Origin of the sequence: Streptomyces sp. NBC_00513, assembly GCF_041431415.1 — a bacterium.
Lineage (GTDB): Bacteria > Actinomycetota > Actinomycetes > Streptomycetales > Streptomycetaceae > Streptomyces.
Map to the genome: position 1 here is coordinate 6237095 of NZ_CP107845.1, position 19543 is coordinate 6256637.

At 74.3% G+C, this 19543-nt stretch carries 17 protein-coding genes; 10 read left to right on the forward strand and 7 right to left on the reverse strand.

The genetic code is table 11. The features are described 5' to 3' along the window. Positions 1-54: 54 nt before the first annotated feature. Positions 55-885, reverse strand: coding sequence for a TetR family transcriptional regulator (locus OHA84_RS28510; protein ID WP_266969138.1), 831 nt, complete (start codon positions 883-885; stop codon positions 55-57). A gap of 187 nt (positions 886-1072) precedes the next feature. Beyond that, positions 1073-2875, reverse strand: a complete 1803-nt coding sequence (locus OHA84_RS28515) for a 3-hydroxyacyl-CoA dehydrogenase family protein (protein ID WP_053681708.1) — start codon at positions 2873-2875, stop codon at positions 1073-1075. A gap of 377 nt (positions 2876-3252) precedes the next feature. Between OHA84_RS28515 and OHA84_RS28520 the strand changes: the two genes are divergently transcribed. Next, positions 3253-3834, forward strand: coding sequence for a HEAT repeat domain-containing protein (locus OHA84_RS28520; protein WP_266969136.1), 582 nt, complete (start codon positions 3253-3255; stop codon positions 3832-3834). Here OHA84_RS28520 and OHA84_RS28525 read toward each other — a convergent pair. The 3 genes from OHA84_RS28525 to OHA84_RS28535 form a co-directional block, all read right to left on the reverse strand. Then, positions 3831-4244, reverse strand: coding sequence for a RidA family protein (locus tag OHA84_RS28525; RefSeq protein ID WP_266950508.1), 414 nt, complete (start codon positions 4242-4244; stop codon positions 3831-3833). The two genes, OHA84_RS28520 and OHA84_RS28525, sit on opposite strands and share 4 nt — an antisense overlap. Positions 4245-4267: 23 nt before the next feature. Beyond that, positions 4268-5851, reverse strand: a complete 1584-nt coding sequence (locus OHA84_RS28530) for an alpha/beta hydrolase (RefSeq protein ID WP_053681703.1) — start codon at positions 5849-5851, stop codon at positions 4268-4270. 112 nt (positions 5852-5963) lie between these two features. Continuing rightward, positions 5964-6167, reverse strand: a complete 204-nt coding sequence (locus OHA84_RS28535; RefSeq protein WP_371591470.1) for a hypothetical protein — start codon at positions 6165-6167, stop codon at positions 5964-5966. Between the two features lie 96 nt (positions 6168-6263). Between OHA84_RS28535 and OHA84_RS28540 the strand changes: the two genes are divergently transcribed. From OHA84_RS28540 to OHA84_RS28570, 7 genes are all read left to right on the forward strand, one after another. Continuing rightward, the gene (locus tag OHA84_RS28540) at positions 6264-6707 is read left to right on the forward strand and encodes an SRPBCC family protein (protein ID WP_266950509.1); all 444 of its coding nucleotides are present in this window, start codon (positions 6264-6266) and stop codon (positions 6705-6707) included. A gap of 178 nt (positions 6708-6885) precedes the next feature. Next, positions 6886-7719, forward strand: a complete 834-nt coding sequence (locus OHA84_RS28545; protein ID WP_053681697.1) for a M55 family metallopeptidase — start codon at positions 6886-6888, stop codon at positions 7717-7719. Then, positions 7712-9067, forward strand: a complete 1356-nt coding sequence (locus OHA84_RS28550) for a M20/M25/M40 family metallo-hydrolase (RefSeq protein ID WP_371591471.1) — start codon at positions 7712-7714, stop codon at positions 9065-9067. Before OHA84_RS28545 ends, OHA84_RS28550 begins: the two co-directional genes overlap by 8 nt. 13 nt (positions 9068-9080) lie before the next feature. Further along, positions 9081-11072, forward strand: a complete 1992-nt coding sequence (locus OHA84_RS28555) for a prolyl oligopeptidase family serine peptidase (RefSeq protein WP_266969134.1) — start codon at positions 9081-9083, stop codon at positions 11070-11072. Between the two features lie 29 nt (positions 11073-11101). Further along, positions 11102-11677 (forward strand): GNAT family N-acetyltransferase, encoded by a 576-nt coding sequence (locus OHA84_RS28560; RefSeq protein ID WP_053681691.1) that lies wholly within the window; start codon positions 11102-11104, stop codon positions 11675-11677. 4 nt (positions 11678-11681) lie between these two features. Further along, positions 11682-12581, forward strand: coding sequence for an arginase family protein (locus tag OHA84_RS28565; RefSeq protein WP_053681689.1), 900 nt, complete (start codon positions 11682-11684; stop codon positions 12579-12581). A gap of 102 nt (positions 12582-12683) precedes the next feature. Next, positions 12684-14660: a DUF5107 domain-containing protein gene (locus tag OHA84_RS28570; protein ID WP_266969133.1), complete on the forward strand. Its 1977-nt coding sequence runs from the start codon at positions 12684-12686 to the stop codon at positions 14658-14660. A 45-nt stretch (positions 14661-14705) separates the two neighbouring features. Here the strand turns inward: OHA84_RS28570 and OHA84_RS28575 are convergent, their stop codons facing one another. Together OHA84_RS28575 and OHA84_RS28580 are read right to left on the reverse strand one after the other, a co-directional pair. After that, positions 14706-15908, reverse strand: coding sequence for a serine hydrolase (locus OHA84_RS28575; RefSeq protein ID WP_266969131.1), 1203 nt, complete (start codon positions 15906-15908; stop codon positions 14706-14708). A 132-nt stretch (positions 15909-16040) separates the two neighbouring features. Continuing rightward, positions 16041-16862, reverse strand: a complete 822-nt coding sequence (locus OHA84_RS28580; RefSeq protein ID WP_266950514.1) for a methyltransferase domain-containing protein — start codon at positions 16860-16862, stop codon at positions 16041-16043. 277 nt (positions 16863-17139) lie between these two features. On the opposite strand from OHA84_RS28580, the gene OHA84_RS28585 reads away from it, so the two are divergent. Beyond that, the gene (locus OHA84_RS28585) at positions 17140-18378 is read left to right on the forward strand and encodes an aminotransferase class I/II-fold pyridoxal phosphate-dependent enzyme (protein ID WP_266969129.1); all 1239 of its coding nucleotides are present in this window, start codon (positions 17140-17142) and stop codon (positions 18376-18378) included. A gap of 49 nt (positions 18379-18427) precedes the next feature. After that, entirely contained in the window at positions 18428-19534 is a 1107-nt protein-coding gene (locus OHA84_RS28590) for an MBL fold metallo-hydrolase (RefSeq protein WP_266950516.1), read from the forward strand. The last annotated feature ends 9 nt before the right edge of the window (positions 19535-19543 follow it).

Below are 19543 nucleotides of genomic sequence, written 5' to 3' on the forward strand. Positions count from 1 at the left end.
CGGCCACTGTGACGCGGGTAACCGGCGTGATGACTGCGACTGGTGCGACTGCGACTACGGCGTGCTGCCCCGCTTGTTCCTGAGCGCCTCTTCGATGGTCCGCATGACCTCGTCGAGCGGGGCGTCCGTACGGGCCACCGCCACCAGCACCTCACCCTGCGCGCGAACGGCCGCCGCCGGCGCGGCGGGCGGGCCCGCCGCGGTGCGGCCGGCGCCGATCCCCGACCCGAAGGTCTTGCGCACGATCGAGAAGGCGTGGTCCAGCTGCGCCTCCACGTCCCCCTGCCCGCCCGCCCGCAGCCAGCGCCGCAGCACGTGGTTGTGGGCCGTGACCACCGCCGAGGCGGCCACCTCCGCCAGCAGCGGATCGTCATTGCCGTCGTGGTGGTCCTGCTCGTCGAAGTGGGCGAGCAGGTAGCGCGTGAACAACCGCTCGTACCGGGCCACCGAGGCGATCTCCCGCTCCCGCAGCGCCGGCACCTCGCGGGTGAGCCGGTAGCGCTCCACCGACACCGCCGGCGACGCGGCGTACATCTTCATGACTTCCTTGATCCCGCGGCACACCGTGTCGAGCGGGTGCTCGTGCGCCGGGGCCACGTCCAGCACGGCCTCGGCGCGGGTCAGGGTGTCGTCGTGGTCCGGGAAGATCGCCTCTTCCTTGGAACGGAAGTGCCGGAAGAAGGTCCGGCGCGCCACCCCGGCGGTCGCGGCGATCTCGTCGACCGTCGTGGCCTCGTACCCCTTGGTGGCGAACAGCTCCATGGCGGCCGCGGCCAGCTCGCGGCGCATCTTGAGCCGCTGCGCGGCCGCCTTGGTGCCGGCCGTGCTCTCCGGGGCGTCGGAGGTCGCGGCGGCACGGGGCGAGGTCTTGGCGGGCTGGGACATAGAGCGAAAGTACTTCATTCGCGCAGGAGAGCGCGCCTGAGGGGGGTGGGGCGGGGAGGGATGCGGGGGAGAGCCCGCACTGCGCACACAGTGCTCGTCGGGAGGGCTCGCCTGCCGTGAGGGTCCGGCAGGCCCGAGCAGCCCTCCCCACGCATCCGGCTCGGGTGTCCGCCGGTCCCGGCTCGGCTTACCGGCGGGCGTACTCACGGAAACCGCGGCCGGTCTTCCGGCCCAGGCAGCCGGCCGCCACCAGGTGCTCCAGCAGCGGGGACGGGGCCAGGCCCGGGTCGCGGAACTCCTTGTGCAGGACCTTCTCGATGGCCAGCGACACGTCCAGGCCGACCACGTCGAGGAGTTCGAAGGGCCCCATCGGGTAGCCGCCGCCCAGCTTCATCGCGGCGTCGATGTCGTCCAGGCTCGCGTAGTGCTGCTCGACCATCTTGATCGCGTTGTTCAGGTACGGGAACAGCAGCGCGTTCACGATGAACCCGGCCCGGTCCCCGCAGTCCACCGGGTGCTTGCGCACCTTCGCGCAGACCTCCCGGACCGTGGCGTGCACGTCGTCGGCGGTCAGGACGGTCCGGACCACCTCGACCAGCTTCATCGCGGGAGCCGGGTTGAAGAAGTGCATGCCGATCACGTCCTGCGGACGCGAGGTCGCCCGCGCCACCGCGATCACCGGGAGCGAGGAGGTGGTGGTCGCCAGGACCGCGCCCGGCTTGCAGACCTTGTCCAGACCGGCGAACAGCTCCTGCTTGACGGCCAGGTCCTCCGCGACGGCCTCCACCGCCAGGTCCACCTCGGCGAAGGCGTCCAGGGAGCCGGCCGGCGTGATCCGCTCCATGGTCTCGGCGGCGGCCGCCTCGGTCAGCCTGCCCTTGGACACCGCACGGCCCAGGGACTTGCCGATCGCGGCCTTGGCGGCCACCGCCTTCTCCTGGCTGCGGGCCGCCAGCACGACCGCGTACCCGGCCTGCGCGAAGACCTGCGCGATACCGCTCGCCATCGTCCCCGAACCGGCCACGCCGACCGAGGAGACCGGTCGACCCGAGCCGAGCAGGGAACCGTCCAGCGGCGTCTGGAGGTCACGGACGACGACCTGGCTGCCCGGGGCCTCGTACGTGTAGAACCCGCGGCCGGACTTCTGCCCGGTCAGGCCGGCCTCGGCCAGCTGGCCGAGGATCGGGGCCGGGGCGTGCAGTCGGTCGCCGGAGGAGGCGTACATGGCCTCCAGGACGGTCCGGGCCGTGTCCACGCCGATCAGGTCGAGGAGGGCCAGCGGACCCATGGGCAGGCCGCAGCCGAGCCGCATCGCCGCGTCGATGTCCTCGCGGGAGGCGTACTTCGACTCGTACATCGCGGCGGCCTGGTTGAGGTAGCCGAAGAGCAGGCCGTCGGCCACGAACCCGGGCCGGTCGCCGACCGCGACGGGCTGCTTGCCGAGCTCGCGGGCCAGCTCGGTGACGGCCTCGACGGCGGTCGGGGAGGTGAGCACGCAGGAGACGACCTCGACGAGCTTCATCGCCGGCGCCGGGTTGAAGAAGTGCAGGCCCAGGACCCGCTCGGGGCGCTGGGACTCGGCCGCCATCCGGGTCACCGACAGGGCGTTGGTGCCGGTGGCCAGGATCGTGTCCGGGCGGACGATCGCGTCGAGTTCGCGGAACAGCCGCTGCTTGAGCGCGTAGTCCTCCGGGATCACCTCGATCACCAGGTCGGCGTCGGCGGCCGCGCTCAACTCGGTGAAGGTGCGGAAGCGGGCGAGCACGCCGTCGCGCTCGGCCTCGGTCAGCCGCTCCTTGGCGACGGAGCGGGCCGTGGCCGCCGCGAGGGCGGCGCCGGCCCGACGGGTGGCGGCGTCGCTGATGTCGATGCCGATGACCTCGCGGCCGGCCCGGGCGAGGATCTCGGCGATGCCGGTGCCCATGGTGCCGAGGCCGACGACGGCGACGGTCTGCAGGGTGGACTGACTGGACGTGGACGGAAGGTCCATCGCGGGACTCCAGTGGAAGAGGGTGACGACTGGGGGAAGGCGCGCGGCCGCACGGCACGCGGACCGGAATTTCCGCACGAGATGCCCGAAGAGGGGGCGTGGAGCGGCGGACCCTGTCCCGGGGATCACGCCGAACACGAACATGCGGTACCTGGGGTACCTGGGGTACTGAACCGACTGGTACGAGGCGGCTGCGTCACCAGGCCGGCCCCGTACGTGTTGAAGCGAGAGTAACTCGCCGGTAACTGGCGCGCCATAGCGCGGAGATGTGACCTGTAACGCCCAAATGTACCGATCATCGATCATCGATCATCAGGGGTGCGCACATCTCGGGGAACCCGGCGTGGCGGCGGCCCCGTCCCCCTAGGGTTGGCCGGGTGAACGACGTGCTGGAGCGCCTGCGGACCGAGTCGGGGCAGTCGGCGGAGTACGAGGAGCTGCTCGCGGCGGACCCCGACGCGCTGGCGGCCTCCCTGACCCGCGCCGGCCTGCCGTTGTGGGCCCGCGAGCTGGCCGCCTACCGGCTGGGGCTGGCCGGGGACCGGCGGGCCTTCGAGTCGCTGGTGCTGCTCCTCAACCACCGCGACCCACCGCGCTGCGAGGCCGCCGCGCGGGCGCTGGCCGTCCTCGGGGACCCGCGCACGGCCCGGGCGGCGGCCGCCCTGGCGACGAACGACCTCCGCACCGCCTACGCCCTCCACCCGGTCCGGCTGTTGGCGGCGCTGCGCGCCCCCGAGTCGGCGCCGGCGCTGATCCGCACGCTGTCCCGGCTCCTCTCGCCCCACGACCCGTACTGGAGGGTCGCCCTGGCGTGCGTGGAGGGCCTGGGAGCCCTCGCCGACCCCCGCGCCCGGGAGGTCCTCGCCCGCGCCCAGTCCCACCCCCGCCTGGCGGTGGCCGCGACGGAGGCACTGCGCCGACTGGCCCCGGCCGACCGGAACCCGAGGGAGCCGGCCTAGACCGGAACCACCGCGAAGGCCTCGATCTCCAGGAGGAGTTCCGGGTGGACCAGGGCGGTGACCTGGACCGCCGAGGAGGCCGGGAGGCGGTCCGCCGGGATGACGGCGGCCCGGGCGTCCCGTACCGCCGGCAGGTGCGCGACGTCCGTCACGAAGTACGTCAGCTTCACCACGTCCGCGAAGCTCGCGCCGGCGGCCGCCAGACAGCGCCGCAGGTTCTCGAACACCTGACGGGCCTGCGCCGCGGCGTCGCCGACGCCGACCACCCCGCCCTCCTCGTCGAAGGCGCACTGCCCCGAGATCGCGACGAACCGGCCGGTGCCCCAGACGACATGGCTGTACTGGGGGCTCGGGCCGACGCCCTCGGGTGCGGCGACGCGGGTGAGGTGGTCGGTGCGGGGTGTGGTCATGCGCCGATCCTGCCCTCCCGGGCTCAGCCGCGGAAGCCCAGCAGGCCGTGCAGGGCCGCCCCGCCGGCCGAGGGCGGGACCGCGCGCGTCGCGGCGGCCGGCGTCGGGGCGGGCTGCGCGGGGCAGGTGGCGTCGGCGGCCTTGCCGGTACGCAGGTACGCGGACAGCTTCTCGTCCAGGCACTTGTTGCCGCTCAGGACGATCCCGTGGTTGCCGCCGCCCTGCTCGACCACCAGCGCCGCGCCCTTGAGCTTGCCCTTCATGCTGACCGCGCCCTCGTACGGGGTCGCCGCGTCCTCCGTCGCCTGGAACAGCAGGGCCTGGGGAAGCTCGGTGTTGGTCACGTCCGGGGCCTGCAGGGGCTCCGTCGGCCAGAACGCGCAGGGGGCGTTGTACCAGGCGTTGTTCCAGGTCATGAAGGGTGCCTTGGCGTGCGTGCGCCACATGTCGGCGCGCCACTGGTTCCAGTTCCGCGGCCAGGCCGAGTCCCGGCACTGCACTGCGGTGTAGACGCTGTAGCTGTTGCCCGCCGAGGGCTCCACCGCGCCGAACCGTTCGTAGGCCGACACCAGCGGCTTGGGGTTCTTGTCCACCGCGTACGCGGAGAAGGCCTCAGCGAGGTGGGGCCAGTAGCCGTTGTAGTAGCCGCCCGGCATGAAGGTGTCCTCCAGTTCGGAGGGGCCCACCTTGCCGCCCGCCGGCGCCGCGCGCAGCGCGTCGCGCATCTCGTACCAGCGCGCCTCGATCCGGGCCGGGTCGGTGCCGAGCCGGTACTTCTCGTCGTACCGGGCCACCCAGGCGAGGAAGGCCTTGTGGCGGGCGTCGAAGGCCTGGTCCTGGGCGAGGTTGTCCTCGTACCAGACGCCGGCCGGGTCCACGACGGAGTCCAGCACCAGCCGGTCGACCCGGTCCGGGTGCAGCCGGGCGTACACGGCGCCCAGATAGGTCCCGTAGGAGTACCCCAGGTAGCTGAGCTTCGGTGCGCCGAGCGCCGTGCGCAGCACCTCCAGGTCGCGGGCGGCCGACACGGTGCCGATGTACGGGAGCACGTCCGCGTGCTTGGTCTGGCAGGACTCGGCGAAGGTCTTGACCCGCTCCAGGTTGGCCTGCTCGGTCGCCCGGTCCAGGGGCACGGAGTCGGGGCGCACGGGGGTGAAGTGCCCGGCGCCGCAGTCCAGGGCGGGCTCGCTCTTGCCCACGCCGCGCGGGTCGAAGCCGATCACGTCGAACGAGCCGGCCACGTCCTTGGGCAGCGCGGAGGCGATGTACCCGGCGAGGGTGCGCCCGCTGCCGCCGGGGCCACCGGGGTTGACCAACAGGGGTCCCCGGGACGTCGCGGAGGTGTGCGGGACGCGGGTCAGCGCGAGGGCGATCTGCCGGCCGGCGGGCCGGTCGTGGTCGAGCGGGACCTTGAGGGAGGCGCATTGGAGCGTGGGGTGGCGGGGCGTCTTGCAATCGGTCCAGCGCAGGGCCGGGGCCGTCGGGGCCGTGGCGGCCGCCGGGGCGGCGGTGACCGGGCTCGCGAGGGCGGCGGCCACGGTGGAGATCGACAGCAGGACGGCGGCGCGCTTCTTCAGCGGTCCGCGCTTGGTCACGGGGTGCAGCATGGGGCCTCCCAGCCGAGGGTTCTGGGCGGAATCGTCCAGGAAACCAAGGCCGGAATGCGGGATTGGGCTGCCGATTGGTCCGATGTGATGAGCCTTCAGGGGCCGTCCGGGATCACAGGAGGGTGAGCCGGGTCGGACCGGCGTGCGTCGCCTCGGCGGGTCGTTCGGGCATCGGGATCCGGCGGGACCCTCCCCGGCGGGAGGGGCCGATGCCGTACTCCGCCGCGGGTTCGTGGACGTGTCGGGTGATCCGGTGCGAGGTTCCCGTGAGCGCGTGGGACGGAATTCGGCCGGCCGGCGGGAACTCTTCGTCCACCGCGGTCCAGCTCGCCTCCGCCCCCGGATTTGGGCCCCCGCCCCGGAGGTGGTTGTCTAGCCGCGACGAGCGGACACAACTGCTGGAGGAACAGCTATGGCGCAGGTCGAGGCCACCACGGAGCGGATCATCGCGGCTGACGCGGAGACCGTGTTCGACGCGCTGGCGGACTACTCGGGGACCCGGGGCAAGCTGCTCCCCGAGCACTACAGCGAGTACGAGGTGCGCGAGGGCGGCGACGGCGCGGGCACCCTGGTCCACTGGAAGCTCCAGGCGACCAGCAAGCGGGTGCGCGACTGCCTGCTGGAGGTCACCGAGCCCACCGACGGCCGGCTCGTGGAGAAGGACCGCAACTCCTCCATGGTCACCACCTGGACGGTGACCCCGGCCGGCGAGGGCAGGTCGAAGGTGGTCGTCAGCACCGTCTGGAACGGCGCGGGCGGCATCGGCGGCTTCTTCGAGCGCACCTTCGCCCCGAAGGGCCTCGCCCGCATCCACGACACCCTGCTCGCCAACCTGGCCGGCGAAGTCGAGGGCTGAGCAAGGCCGTTGCCCGCCGGCGGCGCCGGGCGGCTCACCGGTTCGGGTGGTCTTCCGTCCGGGGGTGAGCCGCCGGAACCCGGGCGTGGCCCCCGGGGCGGGAGAGGCCCGGGCGGTTAGGGTGAGGAGTCCGCGGCCCGGTCCACCGGGGACGCGACCCGACCCACCGGGGGACCCGATGAAGATCCTCGTCTCCGCCGACATGGAAGGCGCCACCGGCGTCACCTGGCCCGCCGACGTGCTGCCCGGCACCCCCCAGTGGGAGCGCTGCCGGTCCATGTTCACCTCCGACGTGAACGCCGCCGTGCTCGGTTTCTACGACGGCGGCGCCGACCGGGTCCTCGTCAACGAGGCCCACTGGACCATGCGGAACCTGCTCCTGGAGAAGCTGGACGCCCGCGCCGAGATGCTCACCGGCCGGCACAAGTCGCTCTCCATGGTCGAGGGCGTCCAGTACGGCGACGTGGACGGCGTCGCCTTCGTCGGCTACCACACGGGGGCCGGCACGGAAGGCGTCCTCGCCCACACCTACCTCGCGAACTCGATCACCGGTGTCTGGGTCAACGGTGTGCGCGCCGGCGAGGGGCTGCTCAACGCCCACGTCGTCGCCGAGTACGGAGTCCCGGTCATCCTCGTCACCGGCGACGACCTGACCTGTGTCGACGCCGCCGGTTACGCCCCGGACGCGGTGACCGTCGCGGTCAAGGACCACGTCTCGCGGTACGCGGCCGTCTGCCGCACGCCCGCCCGCACCGCCGCCGACATCCGGGCCGCGGCGACGGAGGCCGTCGCCCTCGCGGTCCGCCACGAGCCCGTGGTGGGAGGACCGTTCACGGTGGAACTGGAGTTCGACGCCGAGCATCTGGGTCTGGCCGCCACCGTGGTTCCCGGCGTCGAACGCTCGGGCGAACGCAGGGTCGCGTACACCAACGAGACGATGTACGAGGGGATCCGGACCTTCAAGGCGGTCACGACGGTCGTCTCGGCGGCTGTGGAGGAGCAGTATGGCTGACATGCACGCAACGGAGACCCGCCCCTGCGAAGCCGTGGACCCGACGGCACTCGACGAGGTGGTCGATTACACCTCCGGCCTCATCCGCATCGACACCACCAACCGCGGCGGCGGCGACTGCCGCGAGCGACCGGCCGCCGAGTACGTCGCCGAACGGCTCGCCGGCGCCGGCCTGGACCCGATCCTGCTGGAACGCACCCCGGGCCGCACCAACGTGGTGGCCCGGATCGAGGGCAGCGACCCCGGAGCCGACGCCCTCCTGGTCCACGGCCACCTCGACGTGGTGCCCGCCGAGGCCGCCGACTGGAGCGTGCACCCCTTCTCCGGCGAGATCCGCGACGGCGTCGTCTGGGGCCGCGGCGCCGTCGACATGAAGAACATGGACGCCATGGTGCTGGCCGTCGTACGGGCCTGGGCGCGGGCGGGCGTGAAGCCGCGCCGCGACATCGTGATCGCTTACACCGCCGACGAGGAGGACAGCGCGATCGACGGGGCGGGCTTCCTCGCCGACCACCACCCGGAACTCTTCGAGGGCTGTACGGAGGGGCTCGGCGAGTCCGGCGCCTTCACCGTCCACCCCGCCCCGGGCCGCTCCCTCTACCCGATCGCCGCCGGCGAGCGGGGCACCGCGTGGCTGAAACTGACCGCGCACGGCACCGCCGGGCACGGATCCAAGCCCAACCGGGCCAACGCCGTCAGTCGCCTCGCCGCCGCCGTCACCAGGATCGGCGCGTACGAGTGGCCGGTGCGCCTCACCGACACCGTGATCGCCTGCATCACCGAACTCGCCGCCCTGGAAGGCCTGTCGGTGGACCCGCGCGGCGAGGACCTCGACCTGACGGAGCTGCTCGCCGCGCTCGGCCCGGCCGCCGCCCTCGTGCAGGCCACCGTGCGACAGAGCGCCAACCCGACCATGCTCAGCGCCGGTTACAAACTGAACGTGATCCCGGGCCAGGCCACCGCCTACGTGGACGGCCGCACGCTCCCCGGCGGGGAGGCGGAGTTCATCGCCACCCTCGACGCGCTCACCGGCCCCGACGTGCACTGGGAGTTCCACCACCGCGAGGTGGCGCTCGAAGCCCCCGTGGACGGACGGACCTTCGGGATCCTGCGCGAGGCCGTCGAGCACTTCGACCCCGAAGGACACGTGGTCCCGTTCTGCATGGCGGGCGGCACCGACGCCAAGCAGTTCTCCCGGCTCGGCATCACCGGCTACGGCTACTCCCCGCTCAGGCTGCCGCCCGGCTTCGACTACTGGTCCCTCTTCCACGGCGTGGACGAGCGGGTCCCGGTCGACGCCCTGCACTTCGGCGTCCGCGTCCTCGACCGCGCCCTGCGCGCGCTGTGACGGGGACCCGGTGATGGCGCCGCTCACCCCGTCCCGGCCCTACGGCGGCTGGCCCTCGCCCATCGACGCCGCGCTCGCCGCCGCACTCGACGGGCGGCCCGAGTACGTGGGCACGATCGGCCCCGAGGTGTGGTGGACCGAGCCCCGGCCGGAGGAGGAGGGCCGCCGGACCCTCGTGCGGCGCCCCGCCGACGGCCGGCCCGAACGGCCCGTGCTGCCCGCGCCCTGGAACGTCCGCAGCAGGGTCACCGAGTACGGCGGGCGCCCCTGGGCCGGCGTCGAACGGCACTCCGGCGGACCGCTGTTGGTCTTCGTCCACTTCGCCGACCAGAGGCTGTACGCGTACGAACCGGACGCGCCCGGCGCCCCGGCCCCCCGACCGCTCACCCCCGTCGGCACGGTCGGCGGAGGACTGCGCTGGGCCGACCCGGTGCTGCGCGGCGACGAGGTCTGGTGCGTGCTGGAGGAGTTCACCGGACCCGCGCCGACCGACGTGCGGCGCGTCCTGGCCGCCGTCCCCCTGGACGGATCGGCCGCCGAAGACCGGCACGCCGTACGCGAGTTGACCGACGACCGGCACCGGTTCACCACCGGGCCCCGACTGTCCCCCGACGGGCGCACCGTGGCCCGACTGGTCTGGGACCACCCCCGGATGCCCTGGGACGGCACCGAGTTGCTCCTCGCCGAGGTCACCGCGACCGGCACGATCGGCGCCCCCCGCACCGTGCTCGGCGGACCCGACGAGGCCGTGGCCCAGGTGGAGTGGGCGCCCGACGGGACCCTTCTCGCGGTGAGCGACCGGGGCGGCTGGTGGAACCCGTACCGCGTGGACCCGCACAGCGGCGAGGCCGTCAACCTGTGCCCCCGCGAGGAGGAGTTCGGCGGACCGCTGTGGAAGCCCGGACTGAGCTGGCTCGCCCCGCTGCTGGACGGACTCGTCGCCGTCCTGCACGGCCAGGGCTCCTCGGTGCTCGGCGTACTCGACCCCGAGAGCGGGGACCTCGTGGACGCCGCCGGGCCCTGGACGTCCTGGCAACCCACCCTGGCCGTCAGCGACTCCCGGGTCTTCGGGGTCGCCGCCAGCCCGCGCAGCGGATACGAGGTGGTGGAACTCGACACCGCCACCGGCCACGCCCGGGTGATCGGCGCCCGGGCGGCCGACCCCGTGGACCCGTCCTACTACCCCGAGCCGCAGAGCCGGACCTTCACCGGCCCGGACGACCGCGAGATCCACGCCCACGTCTACCCGCCGCACCACCCGGACCGACCGGCCCCCGCCGACGAACTGCCCCCGTACGTGGTGTGGGTGCACGGCGGCCCCACCGACCACGTGCCACCCGTACTGGACCTGCACATCGCCTACTTCACCTCGCGCGGCATCGGCGTCGTCGAGGTCAATTACGGCGGCTCCTCCGGCTACGGCCGCGCCTACCGGGAGCGGCTGCGCGAGCAGTGGGGCGTGGTGGACGTGGAGGACTGCGCGGCCGTGGCCCGCGCCCTGGCCGCCGAGGGCACCGCCGACCCGGACCGGCTCGCGATCCGCGGCGGCAGCGCCGGCGGCTGGACCGCCGCGGCCTCCCTGGCCGCCACCGACCTGTACGCCTGCGCGGCGATCATCTACCCCGTGCTGGACCTGCGCGGCTTCGCGGCCGAGACGCACGACCTGGAATCCCGCTACATCGACGGCCTCGCCGGGCCGCCGCAGACCCTCGACCTGATCAGCCGCGAACGCTCCCCGGTGGCCCGCGCCGACCGGATCACCGCACCCTTCGTCCTGCTCCAGGGCCTGGACGACCCGATCTGCCCGCCGGCCCAGGCCGAACGGCTGCTCGCCGCCCTGCGAGGTCGGGCGGTGCCGCACGCGTACGTGACCTTCGAGGGCGAGGGGCATGGCTTCCGCCGCGCGGACACCATGGTCCGCGCCCTGGAAGCGGAGCTCTCGCTCTACGCGCAGGTGTTCGGGATCGAGCGGACGGACGTGCCGAGGCTGCCGCTGGAGCCCTGACGGACGCGCCACAGCACTAGCCTGGGCCGATGTCTCATGTCACCTACCTCGACGAGGGAGCCAGGGTCGGGATCAGGCCCTTTCGGCCGGCCGACGGACCCGAGTTCGTCACCCGCGTCCACGAGAGCCGCGCCCTGCACCGCCCCTGGATGTTCCCGCCCGACACCGTCGAAGCGTACGAGCCCTGGGCGGCCCGGCTCGGCGACGGCGACAGCCGGGTCGGATTCCTCGTATGCGAGCGCGCCGGCGGGGCCATCGCCGGATTCGTCAACGTCAACAACATCGTCCGCGGGGGCTTCCAGTGCGGAGCCCTCGGCTACGCCGCCTTTGCCCACGCCGCCGGCCGGGGGCTCCTCGGCGAGGCCCTCGACCTGGTGATCGGGTACGCCTTCGCACCCGCCGGCCAGGGCCTCGGGCTGCACCGACTGGAGGCGAACGTCCAGCCCGGCAACGCCGCCTCCCTCGCCCTCGTCCGAGGCCGCGGCTTCCGGCTGGAGGGCCTCTCCCCGGACTTCCTGCACATCGACGGGGCGTGGCGCGACCACGAGCGCTGGGCCCTGACCGCCGAAATGCCCGGTCCCGGGGGCACGCGTCGCCCAGGATGAGGGCATGCGAACCATCGTGTTGCTCGACGCCCCCTCCAACCTGGGCCTGCGCCCGCCCGCACCCGGCACCGTGCCCGGGGTCTACAAGCTGGCGGGAGCCCTGCGGGAACAGGGGCTCCTCGCCCGACTCGGCGCGCGCGAGGGCGGGGTCGTGGTGCCGCCGCGCTACGACCGGGGCGACTGGAAGGAGGGCGACGGGGTCTTCCACGCCGCCGCCCTCGCCCGCTACACCGTCACCCTCGCCGACCGCATCGAGGCGCACCTGCGGGACGGGGAGTTCCCCGTCGTGCTCGGCGGGGACTGCTCGATCCAGCTCGGCGCCGCACTGGCCATGCGGCGCCTCGGCCGGTACGGACTGGCCGCCATCGACGGCTCCGCGGACTTCCGCCACCCCGGGAACACCGCGGTCAACGGACCCGTCGGCGCCGCCGGCGGCGAGGAGCTGGCCCTGTCCACCGGACGCGGCCAGGCCGACCTCGCCGACCTCGAAGGGCTCGGCCCGTACCTGCGGGACGAGGACGTGCGTCTGTTCGGCGTCCGCGACGGGGACGAGGACCTCCCGGAGCTGCGCGCCGCCGGGATCCGGGTGGCCACCGTCGGGGAGATCCGCGAACGCGGCGCCGGTCCCGTCGCCCGGGACGCCCTGGAAGGACTCCACCCGCCGGACACCGCCGGTTTCTGGGTGCACCTCGACGCCGACGTCCTGGACCCGAGCGTGATGCCGGCCGTCGACAGCCCCGACGCGGACGGACTGGTTCCCGACGAACTCGCCGAACTGCTGGGCGTGTTGGCCCGCTCCCCGCGCTGTGTCGGGCTCAACGTCACGATCTACGACCCGGACCTCGACCCCGACGGGCGCGCGGGGGCTCTGCTCGCCGACCTGGTGGCGGGAGCGTTCGCCTGACACCGATCGCGTCACCCGCAGGCCAGGGCTTTGCGTAATCCTGACCGGTGGTGATCCGCGGAACCCCTGTGCACCGACCCCCGTGGCGTGTTCCATTCCCTCATGGCCACCACCGTCCGACCCGCCGTACTGACCCTCCCCGGAGCCCCGTTGGGCCCCGAGAACCCCCTGCCCGCCCTGCGCGCGCCCGACGGGGTGCACGAACCGGACGAGCGGTCGCGCCGGGGCCTGCCCCGCGACATGGCGCGGCAGATCGGCTACGAGCCGCTGCGCTCGCTGCTGCCCGTCCGGATCCGCGACGGTTACGGACGGGAGCGGGCGCGGCGCGAGTGCGAGGCGATCCTCATCGAGAACGCGCTCCTGCGCGTCACCGTGCTGCCCGGACTCGGCGGCCGGATCCACTCCCTCGTCCACCTGGCGACCGGACGCGAACTCCTCTACCGCAACCCGGTGTTCCAACCCGCCAACTTCGCCCTCAACGGAGCCTGGTTCTCCGGCGGCGTCGAATGGAACATCGGAGCCACCGGGCACGGCGCCCTCGCCTGCGCCCCCCTGCACGCCGCGCTCGTCCCCGGGCCCGACGGCGCCACGATGCTGCGGATGTGGGAATGGGAGCGGCTGCGCGAGACCCCCTTCCAGGTGGACCTGTGGCTGCCCGAGGACTCGGAGTTCCTGTACGTCGGCGTCCGCGTGCGCAACCCGCACGAGCGACCCGCACCCGTCTACTGGTGGTCCAACATCGCGGTCCCCGAGGACGCCGGCACCCGTGTCCTCGCCCCGGCGGACGAGGCCTGGCACTTCGGATACGAACGCGAGCTGCGCCGTGTCCCCGTACCGGAGTGGGAGGGCGTCGACCGCACGTACCCGCTGCGCGGCACGTATCCGGCCGACTACTTCTACGAGGTCCGGGAATCGGACCGGCCCTGGATCGCCTCGCTCGACGCCGACGGGCGGGGGCTCGTCCAGAGTTCGACCGGGCGGTTGCGCGGCCGCAAGCTCTTCACGTGGGGCGCGGGCACCGGCGGACGGCGCTGGCAGGAGTGGCTGACGGAGCCGGGCACGGTCGGCTACGCCGAGATCCAGGCCGGCCTGGCCCGCACCCAACTCGAACACGTACGCCTCGACGGCGGGGCGGAGTTCAGCTGGCTGGAGGCATACGGAGCCCTGTCGGCGGACGCCTCGGCGGTGCACGGGAGCGACTGGGACGCCGCCCGCGCCGCTGCCGGGGAGGCCCTGGAGGCGGCACTGCCCCGGGAACGGCTGGACGCGGCGTACGAGTCCTGGCGGGGCAGCGCCGACACCGAACCGGGCGAGCGGCTCGCGACGGGCTCCGGCTGGGGCGCGCTGGAGGTGCTGCGCGCGGGCTTCAAGCTGCCCGGCACCCCCTTCGACGAATCGACCCTGGGGGAGGAGCAGGCCCCCTGGCTGGAGTTGTGGCGCTCCGGGACGTTCCCCCGGCCCGGGCGTGCCGCCCCGCCCGGCCCCAGCCTGGTCGCCCCGCACTGGCGGGACATGCTGGAGACCGCGCCCGCCGACCCGCTGACCGAGTACCACCTGGGCGTGGCCCAGTGGCACGCCGGGGACATCGCCCAGGCCGTGCGCAGTTGGGAGCGCGGGCTCGCGCCGGCGGCGTCGCGGTGGCCGCTGCTGAGGTGCCTGGCGGAGGCCGACGCGTTGGCCGGCGACCTCGACCGGGCGGCCGACCGCTACACGGAGGCCTTCGCGAACCTGGCCGACGAGAGCGGGGCGGACGCCGGTTGGCCGGCCGCCGAGTCCGCGCTCGGGCGGGAGGCCATGACCGCCCTGCTGGCGGCCGGCCGGCCGGACCGGGCCCGCGCGGTGTGGGACCGACTGCGGCCGGCGCGCCGCGAGGAGGGCCGCTTCCGGCTCCTCGCGGCGCGGCTCCTCGCGGCTGAGGGCCATGTGGCCGCGGCCCGCCGCGTCTTCGAGGAGGGCCTCGAACTCGCCGACCTCCGGGAAGGCGAGGAGACCCTGGCCGAGGTGTGGGCCACGCTCACCGATCGCCCGCTGCCGCCCGCGTACGACTTCCGCATGCGCCCGCCGAAGCCGTCCCCCTGAGGCGGCGGCCGGCCCCGGCGGCGGTACGAGGGGGCGAGGGGGCCGCTACGGAGCGGGGTGCGCGGGCGGGGCCGGCCGGCAGAGCGCCGTGGCCAGGACGCGGCCGATGGCCTCGTCCGCGCCCTTGGTCTTGGTGAGGTCGACGTTCACCGCGAGGGTGATCCGCCGCCGTCCGTCGGCCGAGGCGAAGCTGTAGGTGTTGTAGCCGGGCACGCTGCCGCTGTGTCCCAGGACCGGCCCCTGGCCCGTGCCGCAGACGGTGGTGTTCGCCTCCACACCGAGTCCGTACGAGCGTCCCGTGCGATCGGTGTCCCGCATCTCCCGCATCTCCCCGAGCAGTCGGGGCGGAAGCAGCCGGCCGTCGGACAGGGCCTGTTGGAAGCGGTTGAGGTCGGCTGTGGTGGAGATCATGTTGCCCGGCCCCCAGAAGGCGCCGGCGCTGAATTCGGTGAGGTCCGTGGGGGTGGCGCCGGGGCCGTCGAGCCACTCGTAGCCGTTCAGGTGCCGTCCGGGCAGGTTCGGGCCGGCCGGGACCAGGGTGTCGGTCAGACGCAGCGGGTGGATGACGCGCCGCTCGATCTCCCGGCCGAGGGAGTGGCCGCCGGCCCGCTCGATGAGCAGGCCCAGGACGACGTAGTTGGTGTTGGAGTACTGCCAGTGGCCCGGGGCACCCGGATCGAACGCCCGCGGCTCCCGCAGGGCCATCGCGACCAGCTCCCGGGGCGTGTACGCGCTGTGCTGGAGGGTTCTGATCGGGTCGGGCTGTCGGCGCAGCACGTCCGTGTAGTTCGGTATGCCGCTGGTGTGGTCCAACAGTTGGCGCACCGTGACCTCGGCGCCGTCGGCTCCGGCGGGTATCAGTCCGGGAAGGTGGCGGCCGATGGGGTCGTCCAGTGCGATCCGGCCCTCCGCGACCAGTTGCAGGACCACCGTGGCCACGAAGGTCTTGGTGACACTGCCCGCCCGGAACCGGTCGTCCGCCCGCGCCGGCCTGCCCGACAGGTCGGCGACACCGCTCGCCCCGCGCCACACCCGCCCGTCCTCGCGCACCTCGGCCACCGCACCGGGTACGCCCTGGGCGATCACCGCGTCCAGAGCGCGGTGTAAGGCGGCACCGTCGGGTTGGCCGGCGGCCGGGGCGGTCGGCCCCCGCCCGGGACCGGTGGGCGCGGCCACGGCCGGCGCGGTGACGGAGCCGGCCAGGCCGAGGGCGAGGAGCAGGGAGGCGGTGATGGTGAGGCGGCGCATGAGCGGGGACTGCCCTTCGTCGGCTGCGGGTGAGGTGCCGCCTCAACGTAGGCCGGAAGTACGGGAGTCGACCTCGTGATCAGGGAGGAGGCCGCCGCACCCCACCCCTACGGGTCGCCCCCGACCGGCGGGTCAGGCGCGGGCCAGGATCTCGCCGTTCAGGACGGAGAACCAGGCGTCCGGCGCGGCGCCCCACGCGTGCCAGGCCTTCGCGATCGTCGTCAGTTCGGCCGGTGTCGCGTGGCCGCCGCTCGTGGCGATCGACGCGTACGTCGACGCCGTCGTACGGTCCGCCCACAGCGAGGACCACCACGCGACCTCCTCCGGGGTGGCGTAACACCAGGCGCCGGCCGAGGCGGCCACCTCGGTGAAGCCCGCCTCCCGCGCCCACGACAGCAGTCGCCGCCCGGCGTCCGGCTCGCCGCCGTTCGCGCGCGCGACCGCGCGGTACAGGCTCAGCCACTCCTCCAGGCCGGGCGTCCCGGGGAACCAGGTCATCGCCGCGTAGTCGGCGTCCCGGGCCGCGACGATCCCGCCCGGCCGGCACACCCGCCGCATCTCGCGCAGGGCGCGCACCGGGTCCCCGACGTGCTGGAGCACCTGGTGGGCGTGGACCACGTCGAAGGAGTCGTCGGGGAAGTCCAGCGCGTGGACGTCCGCCGTGGCGAACTCGACCACCCCGGCCAGTCCGCGCTCCGCGACGTGGGCCCGGGCCCGGCCCAGTACGTCCGGCGCCGCGTCGACGGCCGTCACCCGCCCGCCGGGGGCCACCAGCGCCGCCAGGTCCGCCGTGATGGTGCCGGGACCGCACCCCACGTCCAGGACCGCCATGCCCGGTCGCAGCTCGCCGATCAGGTAGGCCGCCGAGTTCTCGGCGGTGCGCCAACGGTGCGACCGCAGCACCGACTCGTGGTGGCCGTGCGTGTAGACGGCGGTCTCCTTCATGGCGTTCATGGCGGTGACTCCTCCTCGTCGAGTTCGTCTCTGGGGTGCGCTGTGATCACCGTAATCGCTTGCCCGTCATATGAGATGTGCGTTTCGACATGTGGACGTCAGGCTTGTGGCTCAAGGGGCCTGGCGGCGAGGCGGCCCATTCGGTCGCGCCGCCGAGTCTGCGGGCGAGGCTCGGCCGCCGGTGCGGCTCGGGTGCCGGGGTTGACGGGCGAAACCGGTCGAATAACCGTATAAAGGTCATGGTCGGTCGGTGGCGTGCACGGGAAGGACTGCGGGGATGGCGGGGACGGCGGGGTGGCAGCGCACGACGGCGGAGGGGCGCGGCCCCGTCCGGTACGTGCCGCCCGCACCCCCGCCCGGCCTGCCCGTCCTGCCCGAGCTGACCGCCGTGCTCGCCGGGGCCGCGGACCGCTCCGCGCCGGAACCGCCGGGCGGCGGCGCGTCCGTACGCGAGGCCGCATGCCGGCACTGGGCCCGACGCGGCCTGCCCACCGAGCCCGAGAACGTGGCCGCCGGACCCGGCGCCGCGGCGCTGCTGCTCGCGCTGCTCGGCGCCTACGGCGGCGACGTGATGCTGCCCCGACCCTGTCCCGCCTGGTGGACCCCCCAGGTCCGCCTGCTGGGACGGCGGGCCTTCCACGTGCCGACCCCGGCCGAGTGCGGTGGCGTACCCGACCCCTACGCCCTGCTGGAGACGGTACGGAGGGTCCGCGCCGAGGGCGGCGACCCGCGCGTCCTGCTGCTCTCCGTCGCCGACGACCCGACCGCGACCGTGCCGCCGCCCGAGATGCTGCGCGAGGCCTGCGAGGCGGCCGAGGAGGCGGGACTGTTCGTCGTCAGCGACGAGAGCTGGCGCGACACCGTCCACCGGCCGCACCACACGCTCGTCCTCAGCCCCGCCGAGATGCTCCCCGCCCAGGCCGCCGTCCTCGTCGACCTGTCGGGGGCGCTGTTGCCCGCCGGCTGGCCCGCCGCCGTGATCCGCTTCCCCGCCACCGCCCGCGGCACCTGGCTGCGGGCCCGCACCCTCGACGTGCTGACCGCCACCGGCGCCCTGATCGCCGGTCCGGTCGCCGGAGCCGCCGCGCACGCCCTCGACGAGCCCGACGCCGTCGCCGCCCGCGCCTTCGCGGCGGCGGCCCTGCACGGCGCCGTGGCCGCCGCCGCGCACCGGGAGATCCTCGCCGTCGGGGCGCTCGCCCGCCCTCCGCAGGCCGGCCGGCACCTGTACGCCGACCTGACGCCGCTGCGGGCCGGGCTGGCCCGACAGGGCGTGGGCGACGCGATGGAACTGGAGGACTGGTTGGGCGGCCGGTTGGGTTCGCCGACGCCCGGCGGGCAGCGGTTCGCGGACGAACCCGTCGGGCTGCGCGTCCGGTTGTCGACGGGCCCGCTGCTCGGGGCCACCCCGCGGGAACGGCTGGCCGCCCTCACGGCCCCCGATCCCCTGGAGCTGCCGCACGTACGGGACGCGTTGGGCCGGCTGCGGTCCGTGCTGGGCGGGTTGGCCGAGTGAACCCCCGCCGGCGAACGGAGACTCCCCGATGGCGGACGGAGACTCCCCGATGACGGACCGCACGGATGCCGGTGCGGCCGGTGCGGCCGGGGGAGCCGCGAGATCGGGCGCGACCCGGCGGACACCGCTGCGGCCCGACCACCTCGACCGCCCCGCCCCCGTCGGCCCCGCCGCCCCCACCGCCCCGCCCGAGGCGGCCGTGCCCCGGCCGCTCGGCGAGGTCCGTCGGTGGCCGCGTTCCTTCGCGCATCGGCTGACGACCCCCCTGCCCGGCGTCCGCGCGCTCGCCCGCCTGGCCCGCGAAGGAGCCCTGCGACCCGGCCCGGAAGGGCTGCGCGGCATCCCCGACCTGCCCTGCACCCCCGCCCCCGTGCCCGAGGCCCGGCCCGGGACGGTGTCCGTCACCTGGGTCGGCCACGCCGGCTGGGTCCTGCGGACCGGCGGGCTGACCGTGCTCACCGACCCGGTCTGGTCCCGGCGCATCCTGGGCACCCCCGCCCGGTTGACCCCCGTCGGCGTGCGCTGGGAGGACCTGCCGCCCGTCGACGCGGTGGTGATCAGCCACAACCACTACGACCACCTCGACGCCCCCACCCTCAGAAGGCTGCCCCGCCACACGGCCTGCTTCGTGCCCGCCGGCCTCGGACGCTGGTTCCGCCGCCGCGGCTTCGAGCGGGTCACGGAACTCGACTGGTGGGAGTGCGCCGAACTGGGCGGCGTCCGCTTCGAGTTCGTCCCCGCCCACCACTGGTCGAAGCGGTCGCTGCTCGACAGCTGCCGGACCCTGTGGGGCGGGTGGATCCTCACCGACACGGAGCACGGCAAGAAGGTCTACTTCGCCGGGGACACCGGCTACGGGCACTGGTTCGCGGAGATCGGCCGCCGCCACCCCGGAATGGACCTGGCGCTGCTGCCGATCGGCGCGTACGCCCCGAGATGGTGGCTCCGCGACGTGCACACCGACCCGGAGGAGGCGGTGCGGGCCTGCCTCGACCTCGGGGCCCGGCGGATGGCACCGATGCACTGGGCCACCTTCGTCCTGTCCGCCGAGCCGGTCATGGAGCCCCTGCACCGGGTGCGCGCGGCCTGGGAGCGGGCCGGACTGGACCGCGAGCGGCTGTGGGACCTGCCGATCGGCGCCTCCCGCACGTTCTGACGCACCGCC